A 26,961-nucleotide genomic window follows, 5' to 3' on the forward strand; every position below is an offset into this window, starting at 1 on the left:
TCGCGCAGCGTGGCCGTAGGCCAGGTGGGGGAATGCGTCACAAAATCTGTTCAACACCCTGATCCCACTGAAGTAAGTGCCTTACTCGTGCCGTTACTCGTTGTGTTGGACTCTGTTGTGTCTTTATCTATAGGGTTATTCTCGATGAACTCTTCAATTGCCTCGATAGGATTATGCCATTTGTCTTTTCCTACCCTAGCTTGACCTTTTTTAAACAGGTATTGATTCGCAGCCTCAACAAATTTATCATATAGCTTAGGATCATCAATAGCTTCCAATTTATCATCTTCTATCTCAAAATCAAGGCGTAACACACGCTTGGCATTTTCATCATTTCCTTGTCTAATTATTTGCCAGCAAACATCGTGATTAACTTGATTTGGGGCGGGCATAAATAGATTACCTAGCTGTTGTGCCCAACCAAGCATCCCCCAACTTTTAACTGTATTGTAGTTATATGGATTGGTGATGTGACCTGTGCCAATAGAAACAATGGCTATATCATCGAGTTTAAGTTGCTTTTTATGGTTTGGATTAGAGGGATAATATGGAAGAAGCAGGGCATGAGCTATGGCTATCAGAGCAGGATTATTAACTGCAATACCCCCATCGATAAACGGATATTTTTTGCCTGCTTTCAGTTGGTTCTCTAATTGGGGTTCTGGCACTTCTAAATTATAAGGTGGAAAAAACGTGGGAGCCGAGGCGGAGCAAACACATATTTTAGAAATTTCAATATTGTCATACCATTGACGACCTGATTCAGCGTTATTACTACAAAACCAAATGGTTTTTCGTTCTTCAGTCGAATAAGCAGGAATTAATAAAACAGGTTTATCCTCAGAGATTTCACTGATTTTAGTAGTGCCAAATTGATCTTGTAATACACCCTCTAGTCCCTTATTAGGGTATAGACCAAAATTTAAAAAGAGCCTCAGTTTAGAAATGTTACGATAAACTCTTGTTACCTTTGGGAATATTTTTTCCCCATTATTTTTATAAAGGTCTAGTAATTCATCAGCAGTTTTTCCTAGACAAATACCAGCAGCTAGAAGAGAACCTGTAGACGTTCCAGCCACTAAATCAAAGTATTCATACAATGGCTTGCCAAGTTTTTCTTCAAATTTTTGGAGAATTCGAGCAGATATTACTCCCCGAAAACCACCACCATCTAAGCTTAAAATCTTGTAAGTCATAACTAGTTTATCCCAATGATAAGATATCCCTGAGCAATTTAACGTAATTCTTCAGCACTTATACCAACTTGCAAGCATAAGCGTAAGATTAAAAACTGACTACTTACGAAAAAAACTGAAATTTGGCGTTACTGAAAGTTACGGATACGGATTGGTACGTAAGTTTGTATTACGCACAAACATCTGATATTGAGGGAGTATACTTCAATTCTTTGTTATTGAAGTCTCCCTTTTTCAGTACACACTGAGTTTAGCCACTTTTTTATTTAATGACTTCAGTAAATTTACCAGATTGAACTATTTATATAGTCCTATAGAGGAAAGGCAAGGCTGTGAAAAAAACTCCTGACTCTATAATCCCCCTAAGTTTCTTCATCCATAGGTTCAGGCAAATTAAAAATAATCACAAATTCCCCATCAGGCATTAAGCGTTTAAGTGCCCGCAAATGCCCCTCCGCATCAGACCGGTTCCGGTACCGACCAACAACGACCCGTTGCATCCTCGGCAATAAACGGATGATCGCCCACGGGTATAGGCGTTCGGCATAAGTCATACTTTAGGTATCTCCTTAAGTGGGGGTCTAGAGCCAGCCTTCGGCCTTGGGAAAACTTGGGGCTGGCTCTTAACGCTTTCGCGTCTATGTTTCTATTATAACATAAAAAAACATTCATTATAACATATTTTGCAAATTTTTGTAACAAAGTCTTGGGGGAGTCGGGAATCGGGAATCGGGAATCGGGAGTCGGGAATCGGGAGTCGGGAGTCGGGAATCGGGAGTCGGGAGTCGGGAATCGGGAATCAGGAGTCGGGAATCGGGAAAAAAATTAGCGCTAGATAAATTTGGCTAAAGTATAGCGCTAATTTAAATTCATGACTTAATCAAGTTAAACATCCCTTAGCACTTATAAAAAACTAGCGCTATATAAAATGTAAAATTTTGTAAAAAACTAACACAACCTGAAATTAATGTGTTAGCTTAAATATAAGATTAGCGCGATAGTAAAGGACAACAAAAAATGAACCAACAAACCAAGATAGTCGGAACTACCCAAGCAGCGTTTCTTCTAGGGATTTGCGTCCAACGAGTTCGGCAACTTCTGAAAAATGGCAGAATTAAGGGCGCTCAAAAAGTAGGCAGATTTTGGCAAATTCCCCTATTTAATGGCTTGCCCAAGGTCAGTCCCGGTCGCCGTGGACCAAAGGGAACTTGGAGAAGAGGTTTCCAGAAGGTGGCGACTTACATCCACGTCAACCAAAACGTCATTAAGCAAAATAAAAAGTACGACACCTACAACCCTGTGCTCACTGTCAAACAAGGCAATCGCAACACCTACGGTCATTATGTAGAAATCAAGGGCCCATCTCGGTTAGTCTATCAACCCAATTCTCCTAAGGATTGTGGGGCTACGGTGTGGCTAGAAGTTGATCCTTCTGTGGAAATTCTCACTAAAGTCTTTAGCTAATTGCAAAATCAGTATTAGCTTGGGGTCATCCCAGTTGGAAGCTACTTGTTTGCGTAGCTTAAGACTCAAAAAAAAGGTGTTAACTTGAAGGTTAAAACTTTAAGCTTATTGGCTTTTGGTGTTCCTTGGCCTTTGGGCTACCCTAGGCGGACGCAAAACTTATCCTTATATATACTTATAAATCTACACATCTATTACATTCTTTCTCAATTTCTTCCCTTACCCTTGACTACTGTTGGTTTTATTTGCCACTCTAGCACCAGGAAAACTAATCATAGTTATTACCTACTAAAAACATTTGCGATATTGTAAGTAATGTTTAGATTTGTTGCAGTAGTCAGGAGTTCATCTTTGTTAACCTTGGGTGCATTAGCAGTCGTTAGTAGCCTAATTTTAAAACCCTTAGAAGCTGAAGCTGCTGTTAATGATCAGAGTCTAGTCTTCGTAAAGGATTCATTACCACAGGAGCCAGTGCCAATTCCAGAGAACTTGAACAAAGGGGATAATCAGGTTTTAGGGAGCGACACTGTAACAAATTTCAACACCATGGGTATTAACCAGCTCCTCAGTCCTCCAGCCCCGGCAAAAATTAGTCAAGCCCTACCTCCAAACCTACCTCCGGGTATAGAGCTACCCGAGGAGCGGCGGCGAATTCCCTTCCCAGATCCTAAACCCCCCTCTCTGGAACCAGCGCCAGAACCTCAACCTCCCCAGAAACTTCCTCCTGTGGATGAACTTCTTGACCCATCTGCTCCTAGCCCTGATCTACCGGATGAAATTCTCGATGACATTCCACAACAAATTTTCATTAAACGGTTTAATATTATTGGCTCAACGGTATTCAGCCAGGAAAAATTAGCGGAAGTTACCGAACCTTTCCTCGATCAACCCATCTCCTTCCCAAGATTATTTAAAATTAGGTCTGAGATTACCAAGTTATATGATGATGAAGGATACGTTAACTCTGGAGCTTATATCCCACCTCAGCAACTTGAAGATGGGATAGTTACAATTGAGATTATCGAAGGGGAATTAGAAGATATTATTGTCAAGGGTCTGAGTCGGCTTAATCCTAATTACATCAAAAGCCGTCTTGCGATCGCTACCAAGAAGCCTCTGAATGTAAGGCGCTTACTACAAGCCTTACAAATGCTGCGACTCGACCCTTTAATTGCCAACATCTCAGCTGAACTGTCGGCGGGTGTTGAGCCTGGGGAGAGTTTGCTAGAAGTAACAGTAACTGAAGCCGATACCTTCAGCACCCAAATAACATTAGATAATGGGCGCTCTCCGAGTGTAGGAAGCTTTCGGCGTCGTCCCCAAATTCGAGAAGGCAATTTACTAGGATTGGGAGATGCCTTAGAATTCAACTACACCAACACTGATGGTAGTGATACCTTTGATGTTAGCTATACCTTACCGATTAATCCGCGCAATGGTACCTTGCGCCTCGCCTATGGGACAACATCTAGTGAAGTAATTGAGCCTCCTTTTGATGATATAGATATTGATTCAGAATCACGGTTTTATGAAATAACCCTGCGTCAGCCTGTATTCCAAACTCCTACGGAAGAAGTAGTTATTGGTATTACCGGCTCACGCCAGGAAAGTGAAACATCTATTTTGAATACTCCCTTTCCTTTATCAGCAGGGGCTGATGATGAAGGGCGTACGCGGATTAATGCCATCCGGTTATTCCAAGAGTGGACTAAGCGCAGTGAACAACAAGTTTTAGCAGCTCGTTCCCAGTTAAGTATCGGGATTAGTTCAGGAGATACGACTCTTAATAGGGGTGGACCAGATAGCAATTTCTTCGTTTGGCGCGGTCAAGGCCAATGGGTAAGGCTACTGGCACCAAACACTATCTTATTAATCCGAGGGGATGTGCAACTAGCAGACCGAGGCTTGGTACCATTAGAACAGATAGGGATTGGCGGTTTAGAGAGTGTGCGGGGCTATCGCCAGGATCTGATTCTATCGGACAATGGTGCCTTTATTTCTGCGGAGCTGCGTCTGCCAATTATTCAGAATGATAGCGGAACTCTGGTGCAGTTGACTCCTTTTCTTGATTTTGGTACTGGCTGGAATAGAGACGATGAAAATGATATTGATGATAACACGATCGCATCCCTTGGTCTGGGTTTGCGGTGGGAGCAAGGAGATTTCCTAGAGGCTAATATCGGCTGGGGCTTGCAGTTGGTGGATGTTGAAACTAGGGATAGAACCTTACAAGAAGATGGATTCTACTTTTCGGTGATTTTTAGACCGTTTTGATCAGGGAAATGAAAATTAACAATTAAAAATTAACAATTAAAAATTGCTATTAGTATAGCGCTTATCATCCTAGTTATCAGATGCAGTAATCGGAAAAAAAGACAATGGTCAAAAAAAGGATATATTATGGGAGTCTAGCTAGAGCAAATCGAAAATATTTAGGGTTGAGGAGAAGGAGGTGGATAAGTTTGCCTCTGATCGCTCTGTTAACAGCATTACTGTGCAATTTAGTGCCTCCGGTTTTAGCAACAGCCCCAAAAACGTTGAAGGTTGAAAGGTTGAACGTTGAAGGGGTTGAAGGGTTGAAGGTTGAAAGGTTGAAGGTTGAAGGGGATATTGCTCTTAAACCTGCTAACCTTAAACCTGCTAACCTTAAACCTGCTAACCTTAAACCTGCTAACCTTGGCCAAAAGGCCACGCTACGCGAACAACCTGATAACGTTCAACCTGCTAACCTTAAAGTTTCCACCTTACTTAAACAGGGGCAAGGTCTCTACGATTCAGGTAGATTTGCCGAAGCAGTAGATGTTTTAGAACAAGCTCTTGAGAGTAATCAAAGTCAGGGAGATCAGCTATCAGAAGCGATGGTGTTGAGTAATCTCTCGTTGGCTTATCAGCAACTGGGATTATGGACTCAAGCCAAGAATGCGATCGCTAATAGTGAAAAACTATTGCGCTCTATAAAAACCACCGATTCGACAGCATACTTACAAGTGCTGGCGCAATCCCTAATGATAAAAGGAAGTATTGAGCTTGGTTCATCAGAAGCACAAGCAGCAATAGAAAGTTGGGAGCAAGCTGCAGTAACTTATAGTGAATTAGGGGATGAAGCTGGTCAGATTCGCAGTCGGATTAATATAGCGCAAGCCCTACAAGACTTAGGACTGTATAAGCGGGCGTTGAATCTACTCAATCAGGTCGAGGAATCGTTAATTGCTCAACCTGACTCTTTGAATAAAGCGATATTGTTGCGATCGCTTGGGAATATGCGTCAATTAGTAGGACAGCTGAGCCAATCCCAGAAAACCTTAGAAAAAAGCTTACAGATTGCCCGAAACTTATCATCGTCTCAAGAGATTAGCGCTACACTATTTAGTTTAGGGAATACAGCCCGGGCTCAGCTTAGCTCAGGGGATACAGCGCAGGCTCAGCAAGAATTAGAGGAAGCTATTGACTACTATCAACAAGCATTCGATGAGTCTACGGATCCAATCACTAAGCTTGAAGCCCAATTAAATCAACTTAGCTTATTGATTGATACTAAAAGGATAAAGCAAGCGCAAGCACTAATCCCTAAAATCCTGCCCCAACTGGAATCCTTACCTCTGAGCCGCCGCAGTATCTATGTGAGGATTAATTTTGCTCAAAGCCTAATGAAGGATGAAGTTAGAAGTATCAAGGATGAAGGAAATGTTGAGATTTCAGCCAAGAGACTTCAGCCTTCGGTTAAGATTGCGGTTGCTCCTTCTTATGAAATTGCTAAAATCCTAGCTACTGCGGCACAACAGGCTAAAACATTGGGAGATAAGCGAGCTGAAGCTTATGCTATTGGTACTCTAGGTCAACTGTATGAGCAGAATCAGCAGTTGCCAGAGTCTCAAGACCTGACTCAACAAGCGTTAAAGTTAGCTCAGGAAATCAATGCTCCGGATATTAGCTATCGCTGGCAATGGCAACTTGGACGTATTTCGACAGGGCTTGGGGAAGAGGAAAATGCGATCGCAGCTTACACCGAAGCCGTTAATACTCTCAAGTCTATACGGAGTGACCTAGTAGCTGTTAACCAACAGGTAAGGTTTACATTTCGAGAGAGTGTCGAGCCAGTCTATCGAGAATTCGTGCAATTACTGCTGCAATCAGATAGCAGAAATTCCAATCCCGACAACTTGGAAAAAGCCCGTGAGATCATTGAGTCACTACAGTTAGCCGAACTAGATAACTATTTTCGCTCAGCCTGCTTAAATGCTACTCCTGTCGTGATTGATCAAGTCATTGACCAAGCTGATACGAAAGCAGCATTAATTTATCCTATCATACTACCAGAAAGCGTAGATATAATTATCCGCTTACCCCAACAACAACTGCTTCACTATAGAACAGAACTTCCCCAAGACCAAATTGAATCTACTCTCGAAGAGCTGGGTTACTTCCTACCCCAGGTTCATCGACCGGTATTTTTAGGAATGTCGCAGCAGGTATACAATTGGATAATCCGACCCATTGAGAAGGATTTAGCTAACTCACAAGTAGACACCCTAGTATTTGTGCTTGATGGAGCCTTGCGCAATATTCCCATGGCAGCACTCCACGACGGTAAGCAGTATTTAGTGGAGAAGTATAATATAGCGCTAACCCCTGGACTAGATTTAATGAATCCCCAGCGCTTAGTCAGGGAAAATATCAGAGTGTTAACGGCTGGGTTATCTGAATCCCGTCAGGGATATAATTCTTTGCCATTTGTAGAAGTAGAGCTAGAGAAAATTAAGGCTCAAGTTCCTAGTGAAATCCTCCTCAATCAGGACTTTACTGAAACCAACTTTGAAAATTCTGTTGAAGCAGATCCTTTCCCAGTAGTACACATCGCCTCCCATGGTGAATTTAGCTCTGAAGCTGAGAAGACGTTCATTCTGACCTGGGATAGTAAGATAAATGTTACTGAGTTGAAGGACTTACTGCAAACAACAGACCTACGCCAAGCCATTCCCATCGAATTACTGGTGCTGAGTGCATGCGAAACGGCAGCTGGGGACAAGAGAGCGGCTCTGGGAATAGCTGGTGTAGCCATAGAAGCAGGAGCACGTAGTACCCTCGCCACCATTTGGGCGGTCAATGATGAAATCACAGCTGTGTTAATGAATCGGTTTTACCAGGAACTTACTGACAAATCAATCTCAAAAGCTGAAGCCCTCAATCGCGCCCAAAAATCAATTTTACAAGACCCAAACTATGAACACCCTTATTACTGGGCTCCTTATCTGATGGTAGGGAATTGGTTGTAATAGCTTAAGCATTCAGTGGTCAGCGGTCAGCGGTCAGCTGATAGCTGATAGCTGATAGCTGTTCGCGTAGCGTGGCCAAAGGCCAAGGCTGATAGCTGATAGCTGATAGCTGATAGCTGATAACTGATAGCTGATAACTGATAACTGATAGCTGATCTAACAGCAAGCTATCACCAAGGATTACCAACTACTGTAAAAGCCGCCCAATAATAGGGATGGGATAAATCTTCATAGTTGAGAGATGCTAATTCTGGAGGTAACGATACATTTGGTCGATCAGTAACACTTGCCAAACTTACCTTTTGTTTCAACATCCCGATCTGAGCTTGTCGCAATGCTTCAGCCTTAATTGGTACAGTCTTAAGAGACTGATAAAATTCACTCATCAGCACTAAGGTTCCCCCATCACTGACATACCACAAACTAGCGACTGCTGACTTGACATTGGCGCTAACTGCTAATCCCGCAAAGCCTAACTCAGCTTCTTTATCCCCGATAGCAGTTCGACAAGAACTCAGCACCAATAATTCTATTGTTGGTGAGTGCCAACGGAATTCACCGAATTCCTCTAAAGTCAGTTTACTATCCCAAAACTGAATATAAGACTGGCTTGGTTTTCCCGCCTGGAAGTCTGAATGAGTTGCCAAGTGCAGGATTTTATAATTCTTATTATATCGCTGTTGCCACTTGAGATTATTTATGGTAAAATTACGATTCAAGAAGGATTTACCTTGCCAGGGATACTGGGTGATAACAGATAACTCTACCGGTACAGCAGGTAAGGAATTATGTTCATTAAATTCTGATGCCCCCATAGCCAAAACTTGGGAATTTTTCAGATCACTATAAACGGTATCTGTTAATTTGAAGGCCGGAATCAGGGCTAAGCTATACTTTTCGACCAGAAACTCTTGGCCATCATGTAAGGCAGCAAAGGGCAGCTGGCGTAACCCTCCACCTAGGCAAAAAATTAGATTATCGATACCTTGAGTTTTAAGGTATGGTTCCACAGGCTCAATCATCCACTGATAGAGTTGCTGAGCTACTGGCAGATAATGTTTAGAGTGTCTACGAATAGGATTAGTAATAGTTTGGATAAACTCTTGCACTAGACTCAACAGAGCTTCCTTATTGGCTGCGGAGACACGCTTGTGAATGGGCTTACCTTCTGGTGTAATTAATACTAGCTCTAGTTGGTGCGATCGCGGCACCATGTAGATCAGACCAGGCTTTTGACCAGTTTGATTGCTGATTTTGCCAAGAGTATCAGCAATTTCTTCCACAGTGATGGATTTGTCAGGAAAATTGAGGTCTAGGTGATTCTGATATTGTTTTTCCCAAGTTTGTTCAATTAAAGGTACTGCTTCTACTACCTGGTTATTGTCCAGGGCTGTTCCAAAGTTGGGGGGATTAACAGCTGGTGATTGAGCAATAGTTTGAGTAAGAGCATTGGAGCCAGTATTGTTAGAAATTGGCTTAGTGACTTGTGCTTGCACCGAAAGAGCACTGATAGTTCCGGTGAAGTGTAGTGTCGCTAGGAACCAGCTAAAGCTACTCGCTATTCCTTTCATAGTTACCTCACAACAGAGAAGCAAACGTAAGTATTTAGGATTATCCTGACTAGGAGTAGCTGAAAGCTAAACGCTAAACGCTGAATACTTACGATTACAATGAGCACAATTGACAGCAGATGGCTAAAAAATCTAGCTGTCAGAATAGTCAATATTTGTGACAGCAATAGGTAACAGCAATCCTATTTAATGGGAATTAGGATTGCTATATATTACTTACTTATCACCCTTGAGTTAACTATTTATGCCAGAAAGGAAAATAATTTAAAAAAGGTATTGCGCTACAGTATATCAATCGTAACTACATGGGCGTAGCGCATATGCTGATAGCTAAATCATTACGCTCAATCTTCTTCAGTTGCTTCAACCCCAAAAACACGGTTAAAGGATTTCAGCACCTTATATCCTGAATCAATCGACTCCAGGGGGTCTTTACGCAAACGGTGCCGTAAACATAAGGTAATCACCCGGCGGATATCATCCACTGTAACTTCAGTTCGTCCTTCAAATGCAGCCAGAGCCTTAGCCGCACGATTAGTGACAATATCACCCCTGAGTCCATCCACATCCAGTTCTGAGCAAACTTCTGAAATATTCACCCGAAAGTCGTAGTCCATTTCTACTTCAGCAAGTCGCTGTTGAGCCATTACTATCTGTTTCTGTAACGCTTCTTGCTCAGATTGGTGCTGTTCAATATATTGGTTAGGATTTTGATCAAACTCTCCCCGTTCTTCCACAATTTTGACTCGCAGCACTGGTTCTTTGACCGTACGGATTTCCGCGTGCATCCCAAAGCGGTCTAGTAACTGGGGTCGTAATTCTCCTTCTTCTGGGTTACCAGAACCTACTAAAACAAAGCGAGCAGGGTGGCGAATGGATATACCTTCCCGTTCTACAGTATTCCAACCACTAGCAGCGGAGTCTAGGAGTACATCCACTAGGTGGTCATCTAGCAGGTTAACCTCATCGACATAGAGGATGCCTCGATTAGCTTTAGCCAAGAGTCCTGGTTCAAACGCTTTGACCCCTTCAGATAATGCTTTTTCAATATCGATGGTGCCACAAACCCGGTCTTCGGTTGCCCCTAAGGGTAAATCTATCATGGGAACTTTTTTCTTGACCGAAGTCCTGGATGCAGCTGTTCCGTTACCATTGCCCATCCAGTCAGGATCCTTAGGGTCACTGTTGAAGGGGTCTTCAGCAACTACATCGATTTCTGGTAATAAATCAGCTAAGGCACGAATAGTAGTAGATTTGCCTGTGCCGCGATCGCCCATGATCATTACTCCCCCAATTTTGGGATCGATCACATTTAGGAGCAATGCCAGTTTCATTTCTTCTTGACCGACAATGGCGGTGAAAGGAAACACTAGGCGGCGAGTAGTCTTGGGCGCTTGGGCAGTAGGACTCACTGGGATTACTTAATTGTTATGGTTGGTTTTTCTCGACGATTACTATTTTGCCATAGTGCGTGCCTTGAGTGTTCATCAGTCTTTTCCGTTTTGAGAGGGGATAATAATATACCCAGTTGTTATATCTCCTAACACCAAATTAAATTCAGTTCCCCAATACCACCAGTGGGCTCCTACATAGGCGCAGATGATGCTATCTAGCTGGTCTTCAGCCGCTTTGAGGGCTTTGCCTGTAGTGGGGATGTGGGGCAGAAATGAACTACAAAGACTGGAAGTAAGGGGTGAGGATGAGAGGGAGTTGAGAGAAGGGGTGAGGGTGGGGAGGGTATCGAGAATATATTGACGAAGTTTGGTTAGTTCAGCATGTCTTTCGATCAGTTTGCCTTTTTTGTATTTGAGGATGCGATTGAGGTTGAATAGCTGAACGATGGCGGGATGGGGAAAGACTTCAATTTGGTAGCGCCCTAGTTTTTGGGGAGTGATGGTTGGGGCATGGATAAATTGCCGTTGTTCTAGGCTCAGACCAAATTCTACGGTGCGCTGGGCGAAGGGGCGTTGAAGGTTGGCGGGATAGCACCCAGCATGATAGCGACCAAAATATTTATGGGTCAATTTATCCGGTAGGCGCATTCCTGTAGGGTTGGGAATCAGGGTAGGAGCGTCTACTGCTACCATGGCGGGTTCTGGAGATGGTGACCAATGGTCTATCCAGTTCAGGATATCTGTGATTGACTCTTTGCGGTCTAAATCTAGGAGGTTTAGGGTACCAGCAGACCAATCTAAGCAACAAAGACCAGTTGCTCCAGAAGTCCAGCCAAGATCTATTCCTAAAAACCTCATAATTTACTGTATTTCACAAAAATTAATTCAATTCAGTAACTAATGTTACTTTTTGTGTTTTTATTTGGTAAATCTAGCTACTTTTCCCAAAAATTTTTGTATGATTCAAAGGGTCAAGGATTTTAGTGCATAAAAAAATACCAAAAAAATACCAAGTTGCCGACTGTCCCTGCAACTTGGCATGAATAGGAACAATGCACTGCATCCTCAAAGACAACAGTGAACTATCCCTATATTCGTACACATCTATTCTGAGGTTTTAGTCATGAGCATGCAAGATCTTAGTAGCACAACCCACTCCCATGTTGTAACTACACACTGGCAGCATCCCCTCAGGATGACTTTCCTGATTGTTTTGTGCTCCTTTGTGATGGGCTTAGTGCCGTTTATGTCTATCTCAAATTTTTCCCAGACACAAACCGAGACTCCAATCACCCTTGGTGAGGCAGGTGTTTGGGAAACTCTTGGAGAGCGCAATTAAGAAGGGAAGGATTAAACTTTTAACCTTAAACTTTTAACAATCAACTAAACACTTTAAGCTTTTGTAAAATCGGTGTTCCTAATGGCTCTTGGTTGGGATTTTGCGATCGCATACTCTCAGTTTCACTGATGGGCACCAAGTTGACAGCACAGGCTTTTAATTCTGGTTCCAGGGAAATGGGACAAGATTCGGGATGGGTCAGAGCATTAGCTTCTGCCTGATTTGCCCACAAAGCTCCCCAGTGCATGGGGGCAAACACTGTACCAGGAGTAATAGCTTTAGTGACTTTAGCTGGGAAGCGACAAATTCCGCGACGCGATCGCACTTCTACCCAACCCCCATCTTGAATCCCCAGCTTCTGGGCATCACGGGGATGAATTTCTAGTAACGGATTGGGGTACATTTTGGTGATTTTCTCAATCCGTCCGGTGCGGGTTTGGGTGTGCCAATGACCATATAGTCTGCCACTGGTCAGCACCAAAGGGTAATCCTCCGACGGGGGTTCTGCCAGTCCTTTAGAATGGAAAGCGGCAAATTTTGCCTTGCTATCGGGCGTATTGAATCGGAAGTCAGTATAAAGCCGTTTGCCAGTATTGCTGATTGACTCAGAAGATTCTTGATTTTGGAACTCCTCAGGGCAGGGCCATTGAATCGGACCGTCTTTCCGTAAGCGTTCGTGACTAAGTCCGGTCATATCACAAAGTCGTCCACGGGTCAGTTCGACAAATTCCCGATAGACAGCAGCAGAGTCAGTAAAGTCAAATTCTTTAGTAAAGCCGAGGCGACGCCCTACTTCCGCAAAGATTTCCCAATCCGGTCTGGCTTCCCCTGGTGGATTACGGAATTGGGGACAAAGGGTGACAACTCGCTCAGAGTTAGTCATAGCGCCAGTCTTTTCACTCCACTGGGCTGCTGGGAGCAAGACATGAGCATAAGCAGCGGTTTCAGTGGGGTAGTAGGCATCTTGATAGACAGTAAAGGAGGATTTTCTTAGGGCTGCCTTAGTTCGTTCAATATCCGGCATACTCACAGCTGGGTTAGTAGCAGCAATCCACAAGAAACCGACTTCTCCAGTTTCTAGACCTTTGATCATGCTCCAAGCATCAAGACCAGGATTAGGGGAAATTGTCCCTGGATTGAGTTTCCATAACTGTTCCACCTCACTACGGTGTTGGGGATTCTTTACTACCCGATAACCCGGTAAGATGTGAGCCAGTCCCCCAGCTTCTCGTCCTCCCATCGCATTAGGTTGACCAGTTAGAGAAAATGGTCCTGCTCCTGGTTTACCAATGTTCCCTGTCATCAGGTGCAGATTGATGATGGTGCGGACTTTAGCGGTACCTTCTGAGGATTGGTTGACCCCCATTGACCATAAAGACAGGACACGCTTCGATTTTGCCCAGTAGCGAGCGGCTTCCTCAAGTTCATGCACCGCTATACCACATCTTTGAGCAACGATATCCGGTGGGTAGTTGATAATTACCTGAGCGTATGCGGAGAAGTCGCTGGTACACTCCTCAATAAATTCCGTGTCCAGTTTACCCGAGCGCAATAGTAAGTGAGCAATACCATTGAGTAAATCAATGTCAGTACCCGGTTTAATGGCTAGATGTAAATCAGCCACTTCAGCGGTAGACGTGCGGCGAGGGTCTACCACAATCATTTTAACATTACGATGCTTTTTGTGATGCTTACGCAGACGGTTAAATACAATGGGGTGACACTCTGCTGTATTAGTCCCAATCAAAAAGGCACAGTCAGTTAATTCTAGATCGTCATAGCAGCACGGAGGTCCATCTGAACCAAAACTTTGGATGTATCCAGCTACAGCTGAGGACATACACAGGCGGGAATTAGCATCAAAGTTATTAGTACCGAGACAACCTTTGAGCAATTTCTGGGCAATATAGTAGTCTTCGGTTTGGAACTGACCGGAACCGTACATACAAATTGCCTCTGGTCCTTGGGTGAAACGAACCGTTTGAATCCGATTCACTACTTGGTCTAGGGCTTCATCCCAACTCACTCGCTGAAATGGTTGGTCTAGGGAATCCCGCATCATGGGATACTTGAGGCGGTCTTTATCCAAAGACTCACTAACCGTAGCACCTTTGACACAAACCATACCCTGGCTTGAGGGATGAGAGCGATCGCCTCTGACTTTCCAAATCGGATTTCCTTGACTATCTCGATAGGTAGCACGACCCGAAGCAGCTGGAGGTAATACTTCTAGACCACAGCCAACCCCACAGTAGGGACAGAGTGTCTTAGCTGAGTCAGTCATGATTTTTTCCCCCAATTATTTTTTTTTTTTTTGAGTATTTTTAGTATATCTTGTGACTATTTTAAAGATTTTTTCAATTATTTTATGATTAATATTTCTTATATCAACTATCAGTTATTTATAACAAATGTTGAGTTAAACTTAATCATAAATTAGTTAATCAACTAGTTAGTAGTTAGTTCGCTAAATTAGTTACCATCTTGAGGCTTTTCGACTATAAATCCTATCCTTGCAGAATCTTTTTCCCAAGTTTTCGTTAATTCCAAATCTTGATCAGTCTTGAAAAGCTGATAACTAAATGGTGAGGATTTTTTTCCTTGTTTTAGAAGCGATTATTCCGTAGATTTTGGGGCAATCTTGATCAAGATTGCCCCATTTCTATCTAGATATTTTTCAGCCATCTAGTGTAGAGTGCTTTCAACTAGAGCCACCAAGGAACTAGTTCATCACGTCTCCAGTTCCCATAGCAGCAGGGCTAGCAGCAGTAGCGTATTCTTCTTCCCCTTCATGGAGTTCAGCAAAGGAACCTTTAGGTTCTTTCAAGACTAGGAAGCACAGGAAGGCAACAACCAAAGCTGAAACACCCAATACCTGGAAGAATATGCGGTTACCCACATCCCCTGCTGGCAATAAACTGAAGATAGTCAGGTAAGCCACAGCACCCACGTTTCCGTAAGCACCCACGTTACCAGCCACCTGACCGGTGATCCGTCGCTTAACCAGAGGTACGATGGCAAAGGTAGAGCCTTCTCCAGCTTGGACAAAGAAGGAACAAGCCATGGTCAGCAGTACCGCACCAGGAAGCCACCAGCCTCCGTTCATCGTACTGAAGATCAGATAGCCAATACCCATACAGAATGTTAGAACTGCCATGGTCATCTTGCGGCTACCCAGTTTATCAGAGATTAAGCCGCCACCAGGACGGGACATCAAGTTCATGAAGGCGTAGCTAGCAGCAATCATCCCGGCTGCTTGTTTACTCAGTCCGAAGGTACCTTCAAAGAAGGCAGGGAGCATAGAAACTACAGCTAATTCAGAACCGAAGTTAACAATGTAGGTCAACTCTAGAATGGCAACTTGAGAGAAATTGAAGCGGTCTTCAGGAGGATAGCGCTTACGACCTGCTAACAAATCTTTGTTCACTGCCCAACAGTTGTAAGCTTGGAACAGATACAACCCAAGTAGACCAGCCCAGACGATGTAGAGAACATTTTGCTCGAAAAACCCTACTTTATTCAAGCGCCAAGCTAGGACACCAAGAATGATGGAGAGAGGAGCATTCATCAGCATTAGAAACCAGAAGTCTTTTTTGGTGGTGACTTCCATTCCTCTGGCGCTTTTGGGCTTCTGATAAACTTTGCCTGGGGGAGTATCTTGGACGTTAAAATAATATAGGATACCATAGAGAGCAGCGATAATCCCAGTACCAGCAATGGAAAAACGCCAGTTCAGACCTGGACTGCCAAAGGCTAAGAAGGCGGCAATGGTAGGTAGTGTAAAGGCTGCTGCTGCAGAACCAAAGTTACCCCAGCCCCCGTAAATACCTTCGGCTAAACCAATTTCTTTGGGAGGGAACCATTCTGCCGTCATCCGGATGCCAATCACAAAACCTGCACCTACGATACTCAGTGCCAAGCGGCTAATCACCAGTTGACTAAAGTTCTGTGCTGAGGCAAAGGCAATACAAGGTATTGCTGCATACATCAGCAACAGGGAGTAGGTGATTCTTGGTCCGTATTTATCTAACAGCATCCCGATGATGATACGGGCAGGCACTGTCAGGGCAACGTTACAAATTGCGATGGTTCGGATTTGACCTACTTCGAGACCGAAGTCTGATTTCACCTGTGTTGCTAGGGGCGCTAAGTTGAACCAGACTACAAACGACAGGAAGAAAGCAAACCAGGTCATGTGGAGGATTTTATACCTACCACGAAACGACCACATTTCTGCGAGCATCTATATACCTTTCCTCTACTCAAACTACGAAAACAGAAGATTCACGCACCAACAGCATGAGCCATTACAGCTGAACGTTTGGGTTGATTTAGTTTCCTCCAAAAACTACTCCAAAGAATCCCTTTCAAAACAATCCAGCTGGTATGTTGCCATTAAATTGCTGACTGATTCTGATTAAAGTTACCTATTTGTTTGAATACTATAGCTTATTCTTTTAGGGGAATTCTTTCGGAATTCATTGCTACAGTAATCGCCCATAGATACTACTTTTTTGAAGTTAACTTAATACTATTGTTCAGGTACTAATAGTGACACCCCTAAAACATAAATTTCGTATGATTTGTTACAAATTGTTTATTGTGATGATTTTAATGCATAATTAATATTTAATAATTACATCAGAGCAATGAAATTGGCGTGTTGGCCAATTCTGGAGTCACTTGAGGATAATGGGTAATGGGTAATAGGTAATTGACTACTGACCACTGACCGAACTATACTTGATCTTATTCCTGTGAAAGCTGATTATTGCTTATAGCTGTATAGCATTCTGCATCAGCTAATGTGATGCAAGCCTTGGGCGCATAAGAAGTTTAGAGACTTTCAATAGATAAAGTCTCTAGGTGTGCTTCTCTTTGTCGGCTTTTTTAGGTGCGCTTTTTTACTTGGTCGATGCTTGGAGCTTAGTTAACAGATAGCCAATAGCTGAAGGCTTAATTCACACCAGCAAAGAGTTGAGAACGATCAGCCCGGATATCGAAACCATTGAGGTAATTAACTGGCTGACTAGGATCAAATGCTCTTTGATCCACAAACACATCAGCAGGTTCAACCCTCATACGCTCACTAGGTAGATCGATTTTCAAGGCTTTGGCAACCTCTTCATAAATTTTCACTGGATAAATCCGGTCGATAATTTTATCAGCATCCTTGGGATATTGACGTCGGTTAATATGACGCCAGCGAATCATTTGGGTTAGCAGCCAAACACCATGGGAGCGCCAAGGATAATTAGCATGATTGGGCTTTTTCAGATAGTCTGTATCTTGAAAGTGAAATAAATTGAAATCAGGGATTGCTTCAAATCGGTCTTTCTGGTCAAAGCCACCATAATTATAGTTGCCCAGTAAAGAACCTTCTATATGCTTTACCTTAGTGTCGATGTATTTGCTCCTAGATATAATCTGAGCAATTGACTGGCGATTTTCTAGTTGGTCGCAATACTGACAAGCTTCCAAAACCGCTGCTACTAAAGCTCGGGCGGTTGTGGGATGTTTTTCTGCCCAAGGTCCCATGGTTGCGAGTATTTTTCCTGGATGACCTTTCCAAATATCCCGATTGACATAAACAGTAAATCCAGCCTGGTCTACAACTGCTCTTTGGTTCCAGGGTTCATCTAAACAGTAGCCATCTACTATCCCAGCTTGGAGTTTGTATACCATTTGAGATGGTGGAAACTCGATTAGCTTAATCTGTTTCTCGGGATTAATCTCCATAGCTGATAGCCAGTACAGAAGGGTATAGTTTGCCATGGAGTTGGTCAAGTCTATCCCTAGCTTAAGGGGCTCGGTTAATCGTCTAATGTATTTCCTGTAGGAGTTGGCAAAATCTCGGAAATTATAGTACTCCGTTGAAGGACGAATAGCACCTTGCCAAGCTTTTTTGGAAAAGGTGATTCCAGCACCATTGCGATTGAGCATCATTAGAGATATCACTGGTGCCTTGGCTGAACCAAAATTGGTGAGCAAAGGCAATCCAAACAAGGCAACGCAGGCATCTATACCCCATGATAGTAAGTCTTTGTGAACCGCTGACCAGTCAGGATATTTCTTAAGACCCACATTCAGACCATAGCGCTGAAAAAAGCCCTTTTCTTTGGCAATGATTAAAGGAGCACAGTCAGTTACAGGAACAAAGCCAATGGTGAGGTTAGTTTTTTCTAACTTACCAAAGTTAGCCGGAGGTCGTTGAGTTGCCTCAGAGGAGCGATCGCGTTTTGGGAAATCGAATAGATTATTTGATCTACAGGCACTAAAGCCACATCCTACCGTGGCACAGCCGATGTATTTGAGAAACTTGCGGCGCTCCATATTGTCGTCTAGGGTTAATGGACAATGGAAAATGGAAAACTAAGTTTTAACCATTACCTAAGCATTAACCACTAACCCTTGACAACAGTGATTAGGGATTAGCTATGACGGATTAGCTATGAGGTAATCATTCAGCCGTCAGCTGACGCTATTAGTTATTAGTTATAAGGTTATTAGCTATTACTTCAGTAACTAGTATAGAGTCTTCTGGTGGTTACTCAGGACTCTCCGACTTACAACTAACCTAGTGGGATTTTGCTCCAAAATTCTCGATCAATATATTGCCCAAGACCTCTGGTAAGTCATCACAAGCCACACTTTTGAGCACACACTCGCCCAGTTTAGCATCTTTCCCAACTTTGCCACCCATGTAAATATTGACTCCTTCAACAGACTTACCGTCTTTACGCACCTTAGTTCCCATCAAACCAATATCAGCTACTTGGGGTTGACCACAAGAGTTGGGACAACCTGTCCAATGAATCCTCACCGGGTTTGGTATATCTAACTTTTCTTCCAGTTCCCGAACTATTCCCAAGGCACGATTTTTGGTTTCTATCAGAGCAAACTTGCAGAACTGGGCTCCTGTGCAAGATACTAGAAGCCGTTCTAGGGGTTTGGGCTCAATGGTAAATTTCTGCAAGAGGGGTTCAGCTAAGAAAGCGTCGAGATTAGCATCCGCAATATTCGGAATAATCACATTCTGCTCAACCGTAAGGCGGATTTCGCCACTGCCATAAGCCTCAGCCATCCGTGCGATATCAAACATCTGCTGAGCATAAAGCCTACCAACCGGAACGTGTAAACCCACATAATTCAGACCTGGTTGCTTTTGGGCAAAGACACCGATATGGTCTCGCTTTTCCCAATCTATTTCATCGTCAGGAGCAGCCGTAGGGAGTTCTCGACCAAACTGCTTACTGACTTCCTCCCGGAACTTGTCAATCCCCAACTCATCAATCAACCACATCATCCGGGATTTTTGCCGATTCGCCCGCGAGCCTTTATCCCGATATACTTCTAGGATAGCACGACACAAGTCAACTACATCATCATTAGGCAGTACCCAAGCATTGAGGGGAACAGCAGCTTCACAACGACTGGCGGAGAAAAAGCCACCTACGACTACATTAAAGCCTAGTTCTCCATCTTTGTACGCAGGAACGAAGGCAATATCATTAATTTCAGCATGGACTGAGTTATCCCGACCCCCTTCAATGGCAATATTGAATTTACGGGGCAAGTTAGTAAACTCGTAATTTCCTTGGCTGTTATTAGTGATCATGTCCTGTACCTTTTGGACAAGATCCCGAGTGTCAATTAATTCATCGCGATCTATCCCCGCCATGGGAGAACCAGTAATATTGCGGACATTGTCCATACCGGATTGGACACTAGTTAAGCCAACTTGCTCGAACCTGCGGAAAATATCAGGCATGTCTTCAATGCGGATACCTCGCAACTGAGTGTTTTGGCGGGTCGTGATATCAGCACTACCATCTTCACCATAGCGCTGGACTATCTCAGCTAGTACCTGCATCTGAGTGCTGTTGAGAATCCCGTTGGGTGTCCGCATCCGTAGCATGAACTTGCCTGGAGTGACAGGTCTATAAAAGATACCCATCCACTTCAGCCGATGCTGTAGGTCATCTGGATCTATTGCTTCCCAGCCAATTCTGGCAAACTCTTCTATTTGTTCCTTAATGGCAAGACCATCTTTCTTTGCCTTGAATTTTTCAAATTTGTTCAGTTTTTTGGCGGCTGGCTTAGCTGCGCTGGTCATAGCTGTTCCCTCGTTGCCTTTTGCTCAATTGCGAGAAGTTTTGTCCAGAGCCTCTGATGTTACTACTCTTGATGTGGATAAATTAATTTAAAGTAATGCTAATTTTTTGTATATTTTGTTACTAAATAATGATTTTAATTAAAATTTTACATAATTTAAATGCAATAACTGCATTATGCAGTCACTTCAAGTCCCCTGGCTTCCTGCCGAATAAAAATCTCCCTGGGCCGGGGTTCGGTGCGCGATCTGCTTCATCAATCGTCTGGATGATGGAAATTCAACCGGACTTGATATTACTCCCGTGATTAGACAGGGGTAGTCTAACGGTAAACAAAGTCCCTACACCAACCTGGCTATCTACCAAAATTTGACCACGGTGCTGCTCTACACTGTTTTTAACAATCGATAATCCTAGACCTGTACCAGGAATATCCCCTACATTGCTAGCTCGCTGGAAAGGTTCAAACAGTTGACAAAGCTCTTGTTCGGGAATACCAATTCCGGAGTCTGTTATTTTAAAAATTGCCCAGTTACCTTCCACGGTTAACTGAAACTCTACCTTTCCCCCTTCAGGAGAATACTTAATCCCATTAGATAGCAAGTTATTGAAAATATATCGAAGGAGTTGGCTATCCATATAGGCATCAGGAATATTACTTTGAGGAGTAAAAATAATCCTATGGCTACCCCCAGTAGCCAACTGCATCTGCTCTATCAAATCAGAGCAGAATTCTACTAGGTTAATTGGAGTTGGCTTAAAAGTTAGCTTATTTCCTTCTGCTTTTTCAATAAATAAAACTTCATCCAAGAGTTCTTTCATATCTTGGATAGAACCTTTAATTTGTTCAAAATACTTGAGATGTTTATCCTTAACCAAATTTTTGCTATAGCGTTCTAACAATTCAGTAGCTAGGAGAACTTTACTCAGAGGTGTACGGCATTCGTGGGAAACAATAGAGACAAAGCTAGATTTTTGTTCTCTAAGCTGCTGTTCTCTTACCAGTGCTTGACGGATTTTTGCTTCTGCTTGAAACCGAGAGAGGGCAATTTCAATGGTAACTCGCAGTTCTTCTTCCTCAAATGGTTTCAGGAGGTAACCAAACGGTTGGGTTATCTTAGCTCTTTCTAGGGTGATCTCATCGCTATAGGCAGTCAAATACACCACCGGTATATTCCATTTTGTCCTAATCAGTCTGGCAGCAGTCACGCCATCTATTTGGCCTTTCAAACGAATATCCATCAGGATTAAATCCGGTTGGATTTCCTCAGCTTTTCTAACTGCTTCTTCTCCAGATACAGCTACAGCAGGAACCATGTACCCTAGGAGTTTGAGGCTATTCGTGATATCCATAGCCACAAGTGTTTCATCTTCAACAACTAGGATTTTTTTCTTGGTCATGCTCGACTTGCTTTAGAGATCCAGTGAATCGGGAAACTTTATTTCTAATCTAGTGCCTTGGCTACAGTCAAGGATGATGTTACCCCCCAGTTGTGCAGTCAAGTTACGAACAATACTCAAACCAAGGGATTTAGTGGATTTAAAGTCTAAATTGTCCGGTAAACCAATACCATTATCACTTACTGTAAGGATTCGCTGACCCTGTTGATCTGAGCTTAGACTGATTTCAATCTTACCCTCTTGATTGTCAGGAAAAGCATATTTGAGTGAATTAGACACCAATTCATTGATGATTAGCCCACAGGGAATAGCTACATCAATGGTCAAGGGAGCTGTGGTAACTTCAATATTGAGGGCGATTGTCTCTCGGTTAATGCCGTAGGAACGGAACAAGTTATTGGTTAAGGTTTGAATGTATTTTCCAAAATTAATCTGGGCTAAATTTGGGGATTGATACAGCTGCTGGTGAATCAGAGCCATAGATTGAACCCGATGCTGGGAATCTTTGAACAAACTTAAGGCTTGTGGATCTTCAACTTTCCTCGACTGTAGTCGGAGTAGGCTAGAAATAATTTGCAGGTTATTTTTAACCCGGTGATGAATTTCTTTGAGCAAAACCTCTTTTTCGGTTAGAGAGGCTCTAACTTGATTTTCCGCTTGCTTGCGTTCGGTGATATCTACAATTTGATACAGAAATTTTCGGGGCTTACCTTGAGCATCCCTGACTAAAACTGCTTTTTTGGTCAAAACATGGATAACTCTACCATTTTTCGACAGTAAGCGATTTTCCATCTGAAAGTGGGATGTTCTTCCTGGCCACAACTCTTGATTCGGGGTAAGGTTAATTGTTAGATCATCGGGATGGATAATATCTGTAGCCTTTTTCTGCCCCAGTTCGTCAGCTGTGTAACCAACCGTTTCGCAAAAGGCTTGGTTAACCTGTAGCAGGGAGTCATCCGTGCTGGTAATTGCCATACCCATAGGAGAGAGTTCAAAAATCAGGCGAAATTGTTCCTCACTTTTGCGAAGTTGTTCATTGACTTTCCGTAGATCAGCAGTCCGTTGTTCGACTCTCAGTTCTAGTTCCTGGTTGAGCTGTTGTAGAGCTAATTCTGCCTGTTTATGCTGGGTGATATCAATCCCTACACACACGGCTGCAGCACCTTGCTGGTACTTCTGAGCCGCAATTAGATAATATTTCGACGAATTTTTCACTTTCAGCTCGACCACCTGGGAAGCTCCTGAGTCCCCACAGGCGAGAAACTGACCCATAAAGCCAACAAACTGAGGGCTGCTGTGCAGAAAGCCCAACTCTTGACCGACAAAAGTCTCTGGAGGTAATTGTAGGCTCTGAGCCAGATGTCGGTTCACCCCAAGATATCGACCATCAGCACTAATCCAAGACACTGCTCCCGGTACAGCATCCAAAACTGCCTCTAGTTGCTCTTTTGCGTGTCGCAGCTGATGATTAGCTTCGGACAATTGTGTTGTCTGTTTTTGAAATTGGTATTCCAATTGCTGATCACCCTGGGGCAATTTCTCCTGAGCAGGCTTACGGTTGGTAATTTCCGGTTGTTTTTGCTGATTGACCTGAGTTAACTGAGCAGTTTGTTGTTCCAGTACTTGCCCAAGTCCCTTGATAATCCTACACATCTGTGTAGAGTTAAGGGTTGTGAGCAAGTTAGGCTGGTTAATAATGCCTAGCAACTCCCCTAGATCGCCAGTTTCCAACACTTTTGCTAGCTGCTGCTGTTCCATCTGTTAATATAATGTGAAGATTATTTAATCAGTACTGATCGAACAAGTACTCTGGAACGCTGTTAGATTATCACAACATCTCCAACGGAAACACTAACCTGACCCCACCCGATAGACTTCCTCGACCAATGTTGCTAAACGCTGCATGGCGATTTCAATTTCTTCTTCACTAGCAGTAAGACTGATGCGAATGCACTGTTGCTGGTGAGACCAGTCTTCTCGTAAGCCGGGGAAAAATGTACTCCCAGGCACCACAATCACACCCACCTGCTTCAACTTTTGATACAGTTCCCAGTCGCTAATTGGCAAATCCTGTAACCACAACCAAGCAAAGATAGCTCCTTCACCCCGATGCAAGAACCAAGGCAAGTCTTTGGGCATGGATTTGTCTAATGTACGTTCAAGGGTCACAAACTTTTGCTGGTAGTGGGGGCGAATTACATTAGTGGCAATCTCAGGGAGTGCTCCAGATGCGATCGCTTTTGCGGCAATAGCTTGTCCATAGCGAGCCGAATGAATACAAAGATTGGTCTGGAAGGATTGTAATATGCTAATTACCTCGGGATTTCCAATTGCTACACCAACCCGTTCCCCTGGTAGTCCAGCTTTTGATAAACTCAAACAGTGGATGATATTGTCTCGAAAGACTGGTGTCATTTCGGTAAAGTTCAGTGCTGGAAACGGTGGAGCATAAGCTGCGTCAATCAACACTGGCACATTGAATGGTGTCGCCATTTCGGCAATTTTGATTACCTCTTCATCGGTGAGGACATTGCCAGTGGGATTACAGGGACGGGAAACAATTACACAGCCAGTCTCTTCGCTAATCTTCAATTGGCTGAAATCAGGGCGATACTTAAAACGGTGTTGCTCGTGATTAATTTCCAGAGTAGGTTTGTAAGCATATACTGCTTCTGGAGTCAAGCTTACTCCTCCATAGCCAGTGTATTCTGGAGAAAGGGGCAAGACAACTTGTTTGAGCTGGCCGTTGCTGGTGTAGCCACCAAAAGCGTTAGCGGCGAAGAAGTAAATGGATTGAGAACCGGGAGTAATCAGGATATGGCGATCGCTTAGGGAAAGACCGTAGCGTTGATTGAAATCCTTTGCGATCGCATCGATCAGAGGCTGATATCCTTGAGATGATCCGTAGCGGCAAATTACCTCACCATACTCTGCGCTAGCCAACAGTTGTGCCGTGCAATCCCGCCAAAGTTGCTCGACTTCCGGCAAAATCACTGGATTCCCTGCACTGAGATTAATCCAATCTTTTCCCTGACCAGCTCGTAGCGTTTCGATAATATCTTTCATAATCGCTCGGACACCAGTCAGTTTGGACATGTGAGTCCCAATTTGAGTCAGGGTAGGATCCATGGATATTGACAACCTTTTGGCTTTGAGGGTACTTGATCAAGACTTCTCCAAACGAAAATCATACCAAAATGCCGATTCTCGCACCAAACAAATATGCTCTTGCCCTTCACACCACTAGTCCTGAACTTGGGCTGGTGATCAGTAACTTTGCCAGGGATACCCGCTGCCAAACTTGGGACTTAGGGCGAGAGTTGTCTGGCCAATTGCATCAGCACTTGACTGAATTTCTCAATTCCCAAACTTGGGAAAACTTAGAATTCATTGCGGTAGCTATCGGACCGGGTAGCTTTACGAGTACCCGTATCGGTATAGTTACTGCTCGTACCCTAGCACAACAGTTAGATATTCCCCTGTTTGGCATTTCTACACTGGCAGCGATCGCATGGTTAGGGCAAGAGGGGAAAGACGGAGAACAGGGTGCTATGTATCAAGACAACTCGGGATCAGGAGGAAGCACATGCGCGAAGCACACGCTACGGGAACAGATTGCTATTCAAATGCCTGCCCAACGGGGTCAGCTGTATACCGCCATCTATCAGCCATCAATAGCTGGTCTGGGGCTGAGCAAGATATTACCAGATGCTGTCATGACTTCAGATCAATGGAAACAAGTGTTGGATACTTCAGAAACACCATTACGATTGCTAGAGGCTCCGGTAAATTTGGGGAGTTATGCTAGGGGTGTTTTGGAACTTGCTTATCTCGATTGGCAACAGGGAAAGCGCCCCAACTGGTCAGAAGTACTGCCGTTTTATGGGCAACATCCAGTTTAAGAATTAAGAATTAAGAATTAAGAAAATTATATTTTTTTGATAATTTATAATTGAAGTGATGGGGTATTTTTGAATTATAAATTGATAATTTATAATTAGATTGATGGGGTATTTTTGAATTATAAATTGATAATTTATAATTGGAGCGAAGCGATTGACCAACCAAGAAGAACGTGCGTACTGGCTGGCATGGTCAGAAGTTCCCGGTATCGGATCAGTATTGCTCCAACGGCTACAGCAACAGTTTGGGACTCTGGCGGAGGCTTGGAAAGCGTCAGCTTCAGAGTTAGGAGCAGTTGAGGGGCTTGGGGTGCGGCTGATCGAAAGAGTAGTGAAAATGCGTGGGCAATACTTACCAGAACAGCTACTCGAGCAACACTTGGTCAAAAATCCTTGTTTCTGGACACCAGCGGATGGGGAGTATCCCCGCTTGTTACTAGAAATTCCTAGTCCTCCCGCAACGCTATACTATAGCGGACTAGTTGATCTACAAGAAAATTACGGTAGTAAGCCGATAGTCGGTATTGTGGGTACCCGCAATCCCACGGAATACGGTAAACGTTGGACTCGTAAAATCAGTGCTACCCTTGCTAAGCATGGTTTTACAGTGGCGTCCGGTATGGCAGTGGGAATTGATACACAAGCCCATCACGGCTGTCTGGAAGCGGGTGGTAGGACCATAGCAGTTTTGGGAACTGGTCTTGATGTGGTATATCCCTTGAGCAATAGTTATCTTTATAAACAAATTCAAGAGCAGGGATTGGTAATCAGCGAGTATCCAGCCAGTACGAAACCCGCACGTTCCAACTTTCCCCAACGGAATCGGATTATTGCTGGTTTAAGCCGTGCAGTTTTAGTGATGGAAGCGCCTAACAAGTCCGGAGCGCTAATTACTGCTAGGCTCGCCAATGAGTTCTGTCGGGATGTCTATGCACTACCGGGTTCCTTAGATAATCCCAATTCTATCGGTTGTTTGGGACTGTTAAATCGGGGTGCCCATGTAATTTTAAGTGAAGGTCACTTGTTGGAAATGCTCGGAGCTATACCAGAACTTGACCCCCACTCCGCTCTAGAACAACCTTTACCCGCTTTACCTGTACCGACCTTAGAGCCAGCATTGGCAAAAGTATTGGATGCGATCGCATTTGAACCAACCCCATTCGATATCATTGTCGAGCAAGCAGCTTTAGAAGCAGGCTCAGTATCCAGTGCCTTGTTACAGTTGGAACTAATGGGATTAGTTTCTCAGGCTCCAGGGATGCGATATCGAAGATTAATAACTGAAATATGAAAGTTTAAGGTTTAAA

General features: G+C 43.6%; 19 protein-coding genes. 7 read left to right on the forward strand and 12 right to left on the reverse strand.

Annotated elements, in window-relative coordinates; all coding sequences use genetic code 11:
* Positions 1–50: 50 nt before the first annotated feature.
* Both AC4II3_RS00540 and AC4II3_RS00545 read right to left on the reverse strand, forming a co-directional pair.
* Positions 51–1,196 carry a patatin-like phospholipase family protein gene (locus AC4II3_RS00540; RefSeq protein WP_488015132.1) on the reverse strand — a complete coding sequence of 382 codons (1,146 nt, stop codon included), beginning with the start codon at positions 1,194–1,196 and terminating at the stop codon, positions 51–53.
* Between the two features lie 362 nt (positions 1,197–1,558).
* Positions 1,559–1,750, reverse strand: a complete 192-nt coding sequence (locus tag AC4II3_RS00545) for a hypothetical protein (RefSeq protein ID WP_488015134.1) — start codon at positions 1,748–1,750, stop codon at positions 1,559–1,561.
* 129 nt (positions 1,751–1,879) lie between these two features.
* Between AC4II3_RS00545 and AC4II3_RS00550 the strand changes: the two genes are divergently transcribed.
* The 4 genes from AC4II3_RS00550 to AC4II3_RS00565 all read left to right on the forward strand — a co-directional run bounded on the left by AC4II3_RS00550 (position 1,880) and on the right by AC4II3_RS00565 (position 7,933).
* Positions 1,880–2,035: an AraC family transcriptional regulator gene (locus AC4II3_RS00550; protein WP_488015136.1), complete on the forward strand. Its 156-nt coding sequence runs from the start codon at positions 1,880–1,882 to the stop codon at positions 2,033–2,035.
* Positions 2,036–2,213: 178 nt separating this feature from the next.
* Positions 2,214–2,660: a helix-turn-helix domain-containing protein gene (locus tag AC4II3_RS00555; RefSeq protein WP_488015138.1), complete on the forward strand. Its 447-nt coding sequence runs from the start codon at positions 2,214–2,216 to the stop codon at positions 2,658–2,660.
* Between the two features lie 315 nt (positions 2,661–2,975).
* Positions 2,976–4,934 carry a ShlB/FhaC/HecB family hemolysin secretion/activation protein gene (locus tag AC4II3_RS00560; RefSeq protein ID WP_488015140.1) on the forward strand — a complete coding sequence of 653 codons (1,959 nt, stop codon included), beginning with the start codon at positions 2,976–2,978 and terminating at the stop codon, positions 4,932–4,934.
* A gap of 188 nt (positions 4,935–5,122) precedes the next feature.
* Positions 5,123–7,933 (forward strand): CHAT domain-containing protein, encoded by a 2,811-nt coding sequence (locus AC4II3_RS00565; protein WP_488015142.1) that lies wholly within the window; start codon positions 5,123–5,125, stop codon positions 7,931–7,933.
* 170 nt (positions 7,934–8,103) lie between these two features.
* Here AC4II3_RS00565 and AC4II3_RS00570 read toward each other — a convergent pair whose 3' ends face one another.
* From AC4II3_RS00570 to AC4II3_RS00580, 3 genes are all read right to left on the reverse strand, one after another.
* Complete coding sequence (locus AC4II3_RS00570; RefSeq protein WP_488029142.1) at positions 8,104–9,504, reverse strand: CHAT domain-containing protein; 1,401 nt, start codon at positions 9,502–9,504, stop codon at positions 8,104–8,106.
* 344 nt (positions 9,505–9,848) lie between these two features.
* Positions 9,849–10,916: a magnesium chelatase ATPase subunit I gene (gene bchI / locus AC4II3_RS00575; RefSeq protein WP_488009494.1), complete on the reverse strand. Its 1,068-nt coding sequence runs from the start codon at positions 10,914–10,916 to the stop codon at positions 9,849–9,851.
* Between the two features lie 75 nt (positions 10,917–10,991).
* A complete protein-coding gene (locus AC4II3_RS00580) occupies positions 10,992–11,756 on the reverse strand; it encodes a DUF429 domain-containing protein (RefSeq protein WP_488009496.1) in 765 nt (254 codons plus the stop codon).
* A gap of 265 nt (positions 11,757–12,021) precedes the next feature.
* Here AC4II3_RS00580 and AC4II3_RS00585 point away from each other — a divergent pair, with 265 nt between their 5' ends.
* Positions 12,022–12,237 (forward strand): hypothetical protein, encoded by a 216-nt coding sequence (locus AC4II3_RS00585; protein WP_488009498.1) that lies wholly within the window; start codon positions 12,022–12,024, stop codon positions 12,235–12,237.
* A 40-nt stretch (positions 12,238–12,277) separates the two neighbouring features.
* Here the strand turns inward: AC4II3_RS00585 and AC4II3_RS00590 are convergent, their stop codons facing one another.
* The 7 genes from AC4II3_RS00590 to AC4II3_RS00620 form a co-directional block, all read right to left on the reverse strand.
* The gene (locus tag AC4II3_RS00590; protein WP_488009500.1) at positions 12,278–14,521 is read right to left on the reverse strand and encodes a molybdopterin oxidoreductase family protein; all 2,244 of its coding nucleotides are present in this window, start codon (positions 14,519–14,521) and stop codon (positions 12,278–12,280) included.
* Positions 14,522–14,959: 438 nt separating this feature from the next.
* Entirely contained in the window at positions 14,960–16,480 is a 1,521-nt protein-coding gene (locus AC4II3_RS00595) for an MFS transporter (protein ID WP_488009502.1), read from the reverse strand.
* Between the two features lie 713 nt (positions 16,481–17,193).
* Positions 17,194–18,570, reverse strand: a complete 1,377-nt coding sequence (locus AC4II3_RS00600; RefSeq protein ID WP_488009504.1) for an ABC transporter substrate-binding protein — start codon at positions 18,568–18,570, stop codon at positions 17,194–17,196.
* A gap of 244 nt (positions 18,571–18,814) precedes the next feature.
* Positions 18,815–20,353, reverse strand: a complete 1,539-nt coding sequence (locus AC4II3_RS00605; protein WP_488009506.1) for a ferredoxin--nitrite reductase — start codon at positions 20,351–20,353, stop codon at positions 18,815–18,817.
* 277 nt (positions 20,354–20,630) lie between these two features.
* Complete coding sequence (locus AC4II3_RS00610) at positions 20,631–21,752, reverse strand: hybrid sensor histidine kinase/response regulator (RefSeq protein WP_488009508.1); 1,122 nt, start codon at positions 21,750–21,752, stop codon at positions 20,631–20,633.
* Between the two features lie 12 nt (positions 21,753–21,764).
* Complete coding sequence (locus AC4II3_RS00615; RefSeq protein WP_488009510.1) at positions 21,765–23,510, reverse strand: PAS domain-containing sensor histidine kinase; 1,746 nt, start codon at positions 23,508–23,510, stop codon at positions 21,765–21,767.
* A 93-nt stretch (positions 23,511–23,603) separates the two neighbouring features.
* Complete coding sequence (locus AC4II3_RS00620; protein ID WP_488009512.1) at positions 23,604–24,881, reverse strand: valine--pyruvate transaminase; 1,278 nt, start codon at positions 24,879–24,881, stop codon at positions 23,604–23,606.
* Positions 24,882–24,949: 68 nt separating this feature from the next.
* On the opposite strand from AC4II3_RS00620, the gene tsaB reads away from it, so the two are divergent.
* Both tsaB and dprA read left to right on the forward strand, forming a co-directional pair.
* A complete protein-coding gene (gene tsaB, locus AC4II3_RS00625; RefSeq protein ID WP_488009514.1) occupies positions 24,950–25,654 on the forward strand; it encodes a tRNA (adenosine(37)-N6)-threonylcarbamoyltransferase complex dimerization subunit type 1 TsaB in 705 nt (234 codons plus the stop codon).
* Positions 25,655–25,808: 154 nt separating this feature from the next.
* The gene (gene dprA, locus AC4II3_RS00630) at positions 25,809–26,945 is read left to right on the forward strand and encodes a DNA-processing protein DprA (protein ID WP_488009516.1); all 1,137 of its coding nucleotides are present in this window, start codon (positions 25,809–25,811) and stop codon (positions 26,943–26,945) included.
* The last annotated feature ends 16 nt before the right edge of the window (positions 26,946–26,961 follow it).

This window comes from Moorena sp. (genome assembly GCF_982860115.1).

Coding starts and splice junctions, on each gene's coding strand:
- AC4II3_RS00545 (WP_488015134.1), bottom strand. CDS start 1,750: ATGACTTATGCCGAACGCCTATACCCGTGGGCGATCATCCGTTTATTG.
- AC4II3_RS00585 (WP_488009498.1), top strand. CDS start 12,022: ATGAGCATGCAAGATCTTAGTAGCACAACCCACTCCCATGTTGTAACT.
- AC4II3_RS00600 (WP_488009504.1), bottom strand. CDS start 18,570: ATGGAGCGCCGCAAGTTTCTCAAATACATCGGCTGTGCCACGGTAGGA.
- AC4II3_RS00560 (WP_488015140.1), top strand. CDS start 2,976: ATGTTTAGATTTGTTGCAGTAGTCAGGAGTTCATCTTTGTTAACCTTG.
- AC4II3_RS00605 (WP_488009506.1), bottom strand. CDS start 20,353: ATGACCAGCGCAGCTAAGCCAGCCGCCAAAAAACTGAACAAATTTGAA.
- AC4II3_RS00590 (WP_488009500.1), bottom strand. CDS start 14,521: ATGACTGACTCAGCTAAGACACTCTGTCCCTACTGTGGGGTTGGCTGT.
- AC4II3_RS00610 (WP_488009508.1), bottom strand. CDS start 21,752: ATGACCAAGAAAAAAATCCTAGTTGTTGAAGATGAAACACTTGTGGCT.
- AC4II3_RS00580 (WP_488009496.1), bottom strand. CDS start 11,756: ATGAGGTTTTTAGGAATAGATCTTGGCTGGACTTCTGGAGCAACTGGT.
- AC4II3_RS00555 (WP_488015138.1), top strand. CDS start 2,214: ATGAACCAACAAACCAAGATAGTCGGAACTACCCAAGCAGCGTTTCTT.
- AC4II3_RS00540 (WP_488015132.1), bottom strand. CDS start 1,196: ATGACTTACAAGATTTTAAGCTTAGATGGTGGTGGTTTTCGGGGAGTA.
- AC4II3_RS00595 (WP_488009502.1), bottom strand. CDS start 16,480: ATGCTCGCAGAAATGTGGTCGTTTCGTGGTAGGTATAAAATCCTCCAC.
- AC4II3_RS00570 (WP_488029142.1), bottom strand. CDS start 9,504: ATGAAAGGAATAGCGAGTAGCTTTAGCTGGTTCCTAGCGACACTACAC.
- tsaB (WP_488009514.1), top strand. CDS start 24,950: ATGCCGATTCTCGCACCAAACAAATATGCTCTTGCCCTTCACACCACT.
- AC4II3_RS00620 (WP_488009512.1), bottom strand. CDS start 24,881: ATGGATCCTACCCTGACTCAAATTGGGACTCACATGTCCAAACTGACT.
- AC4II3_RS00615 (WP_488009510.1), bottom strand. CDS start 23,510: ATGGAACAGCAGCAGCTAGCAAAAGTGTTGGAAACTGGCGATCTAGGG.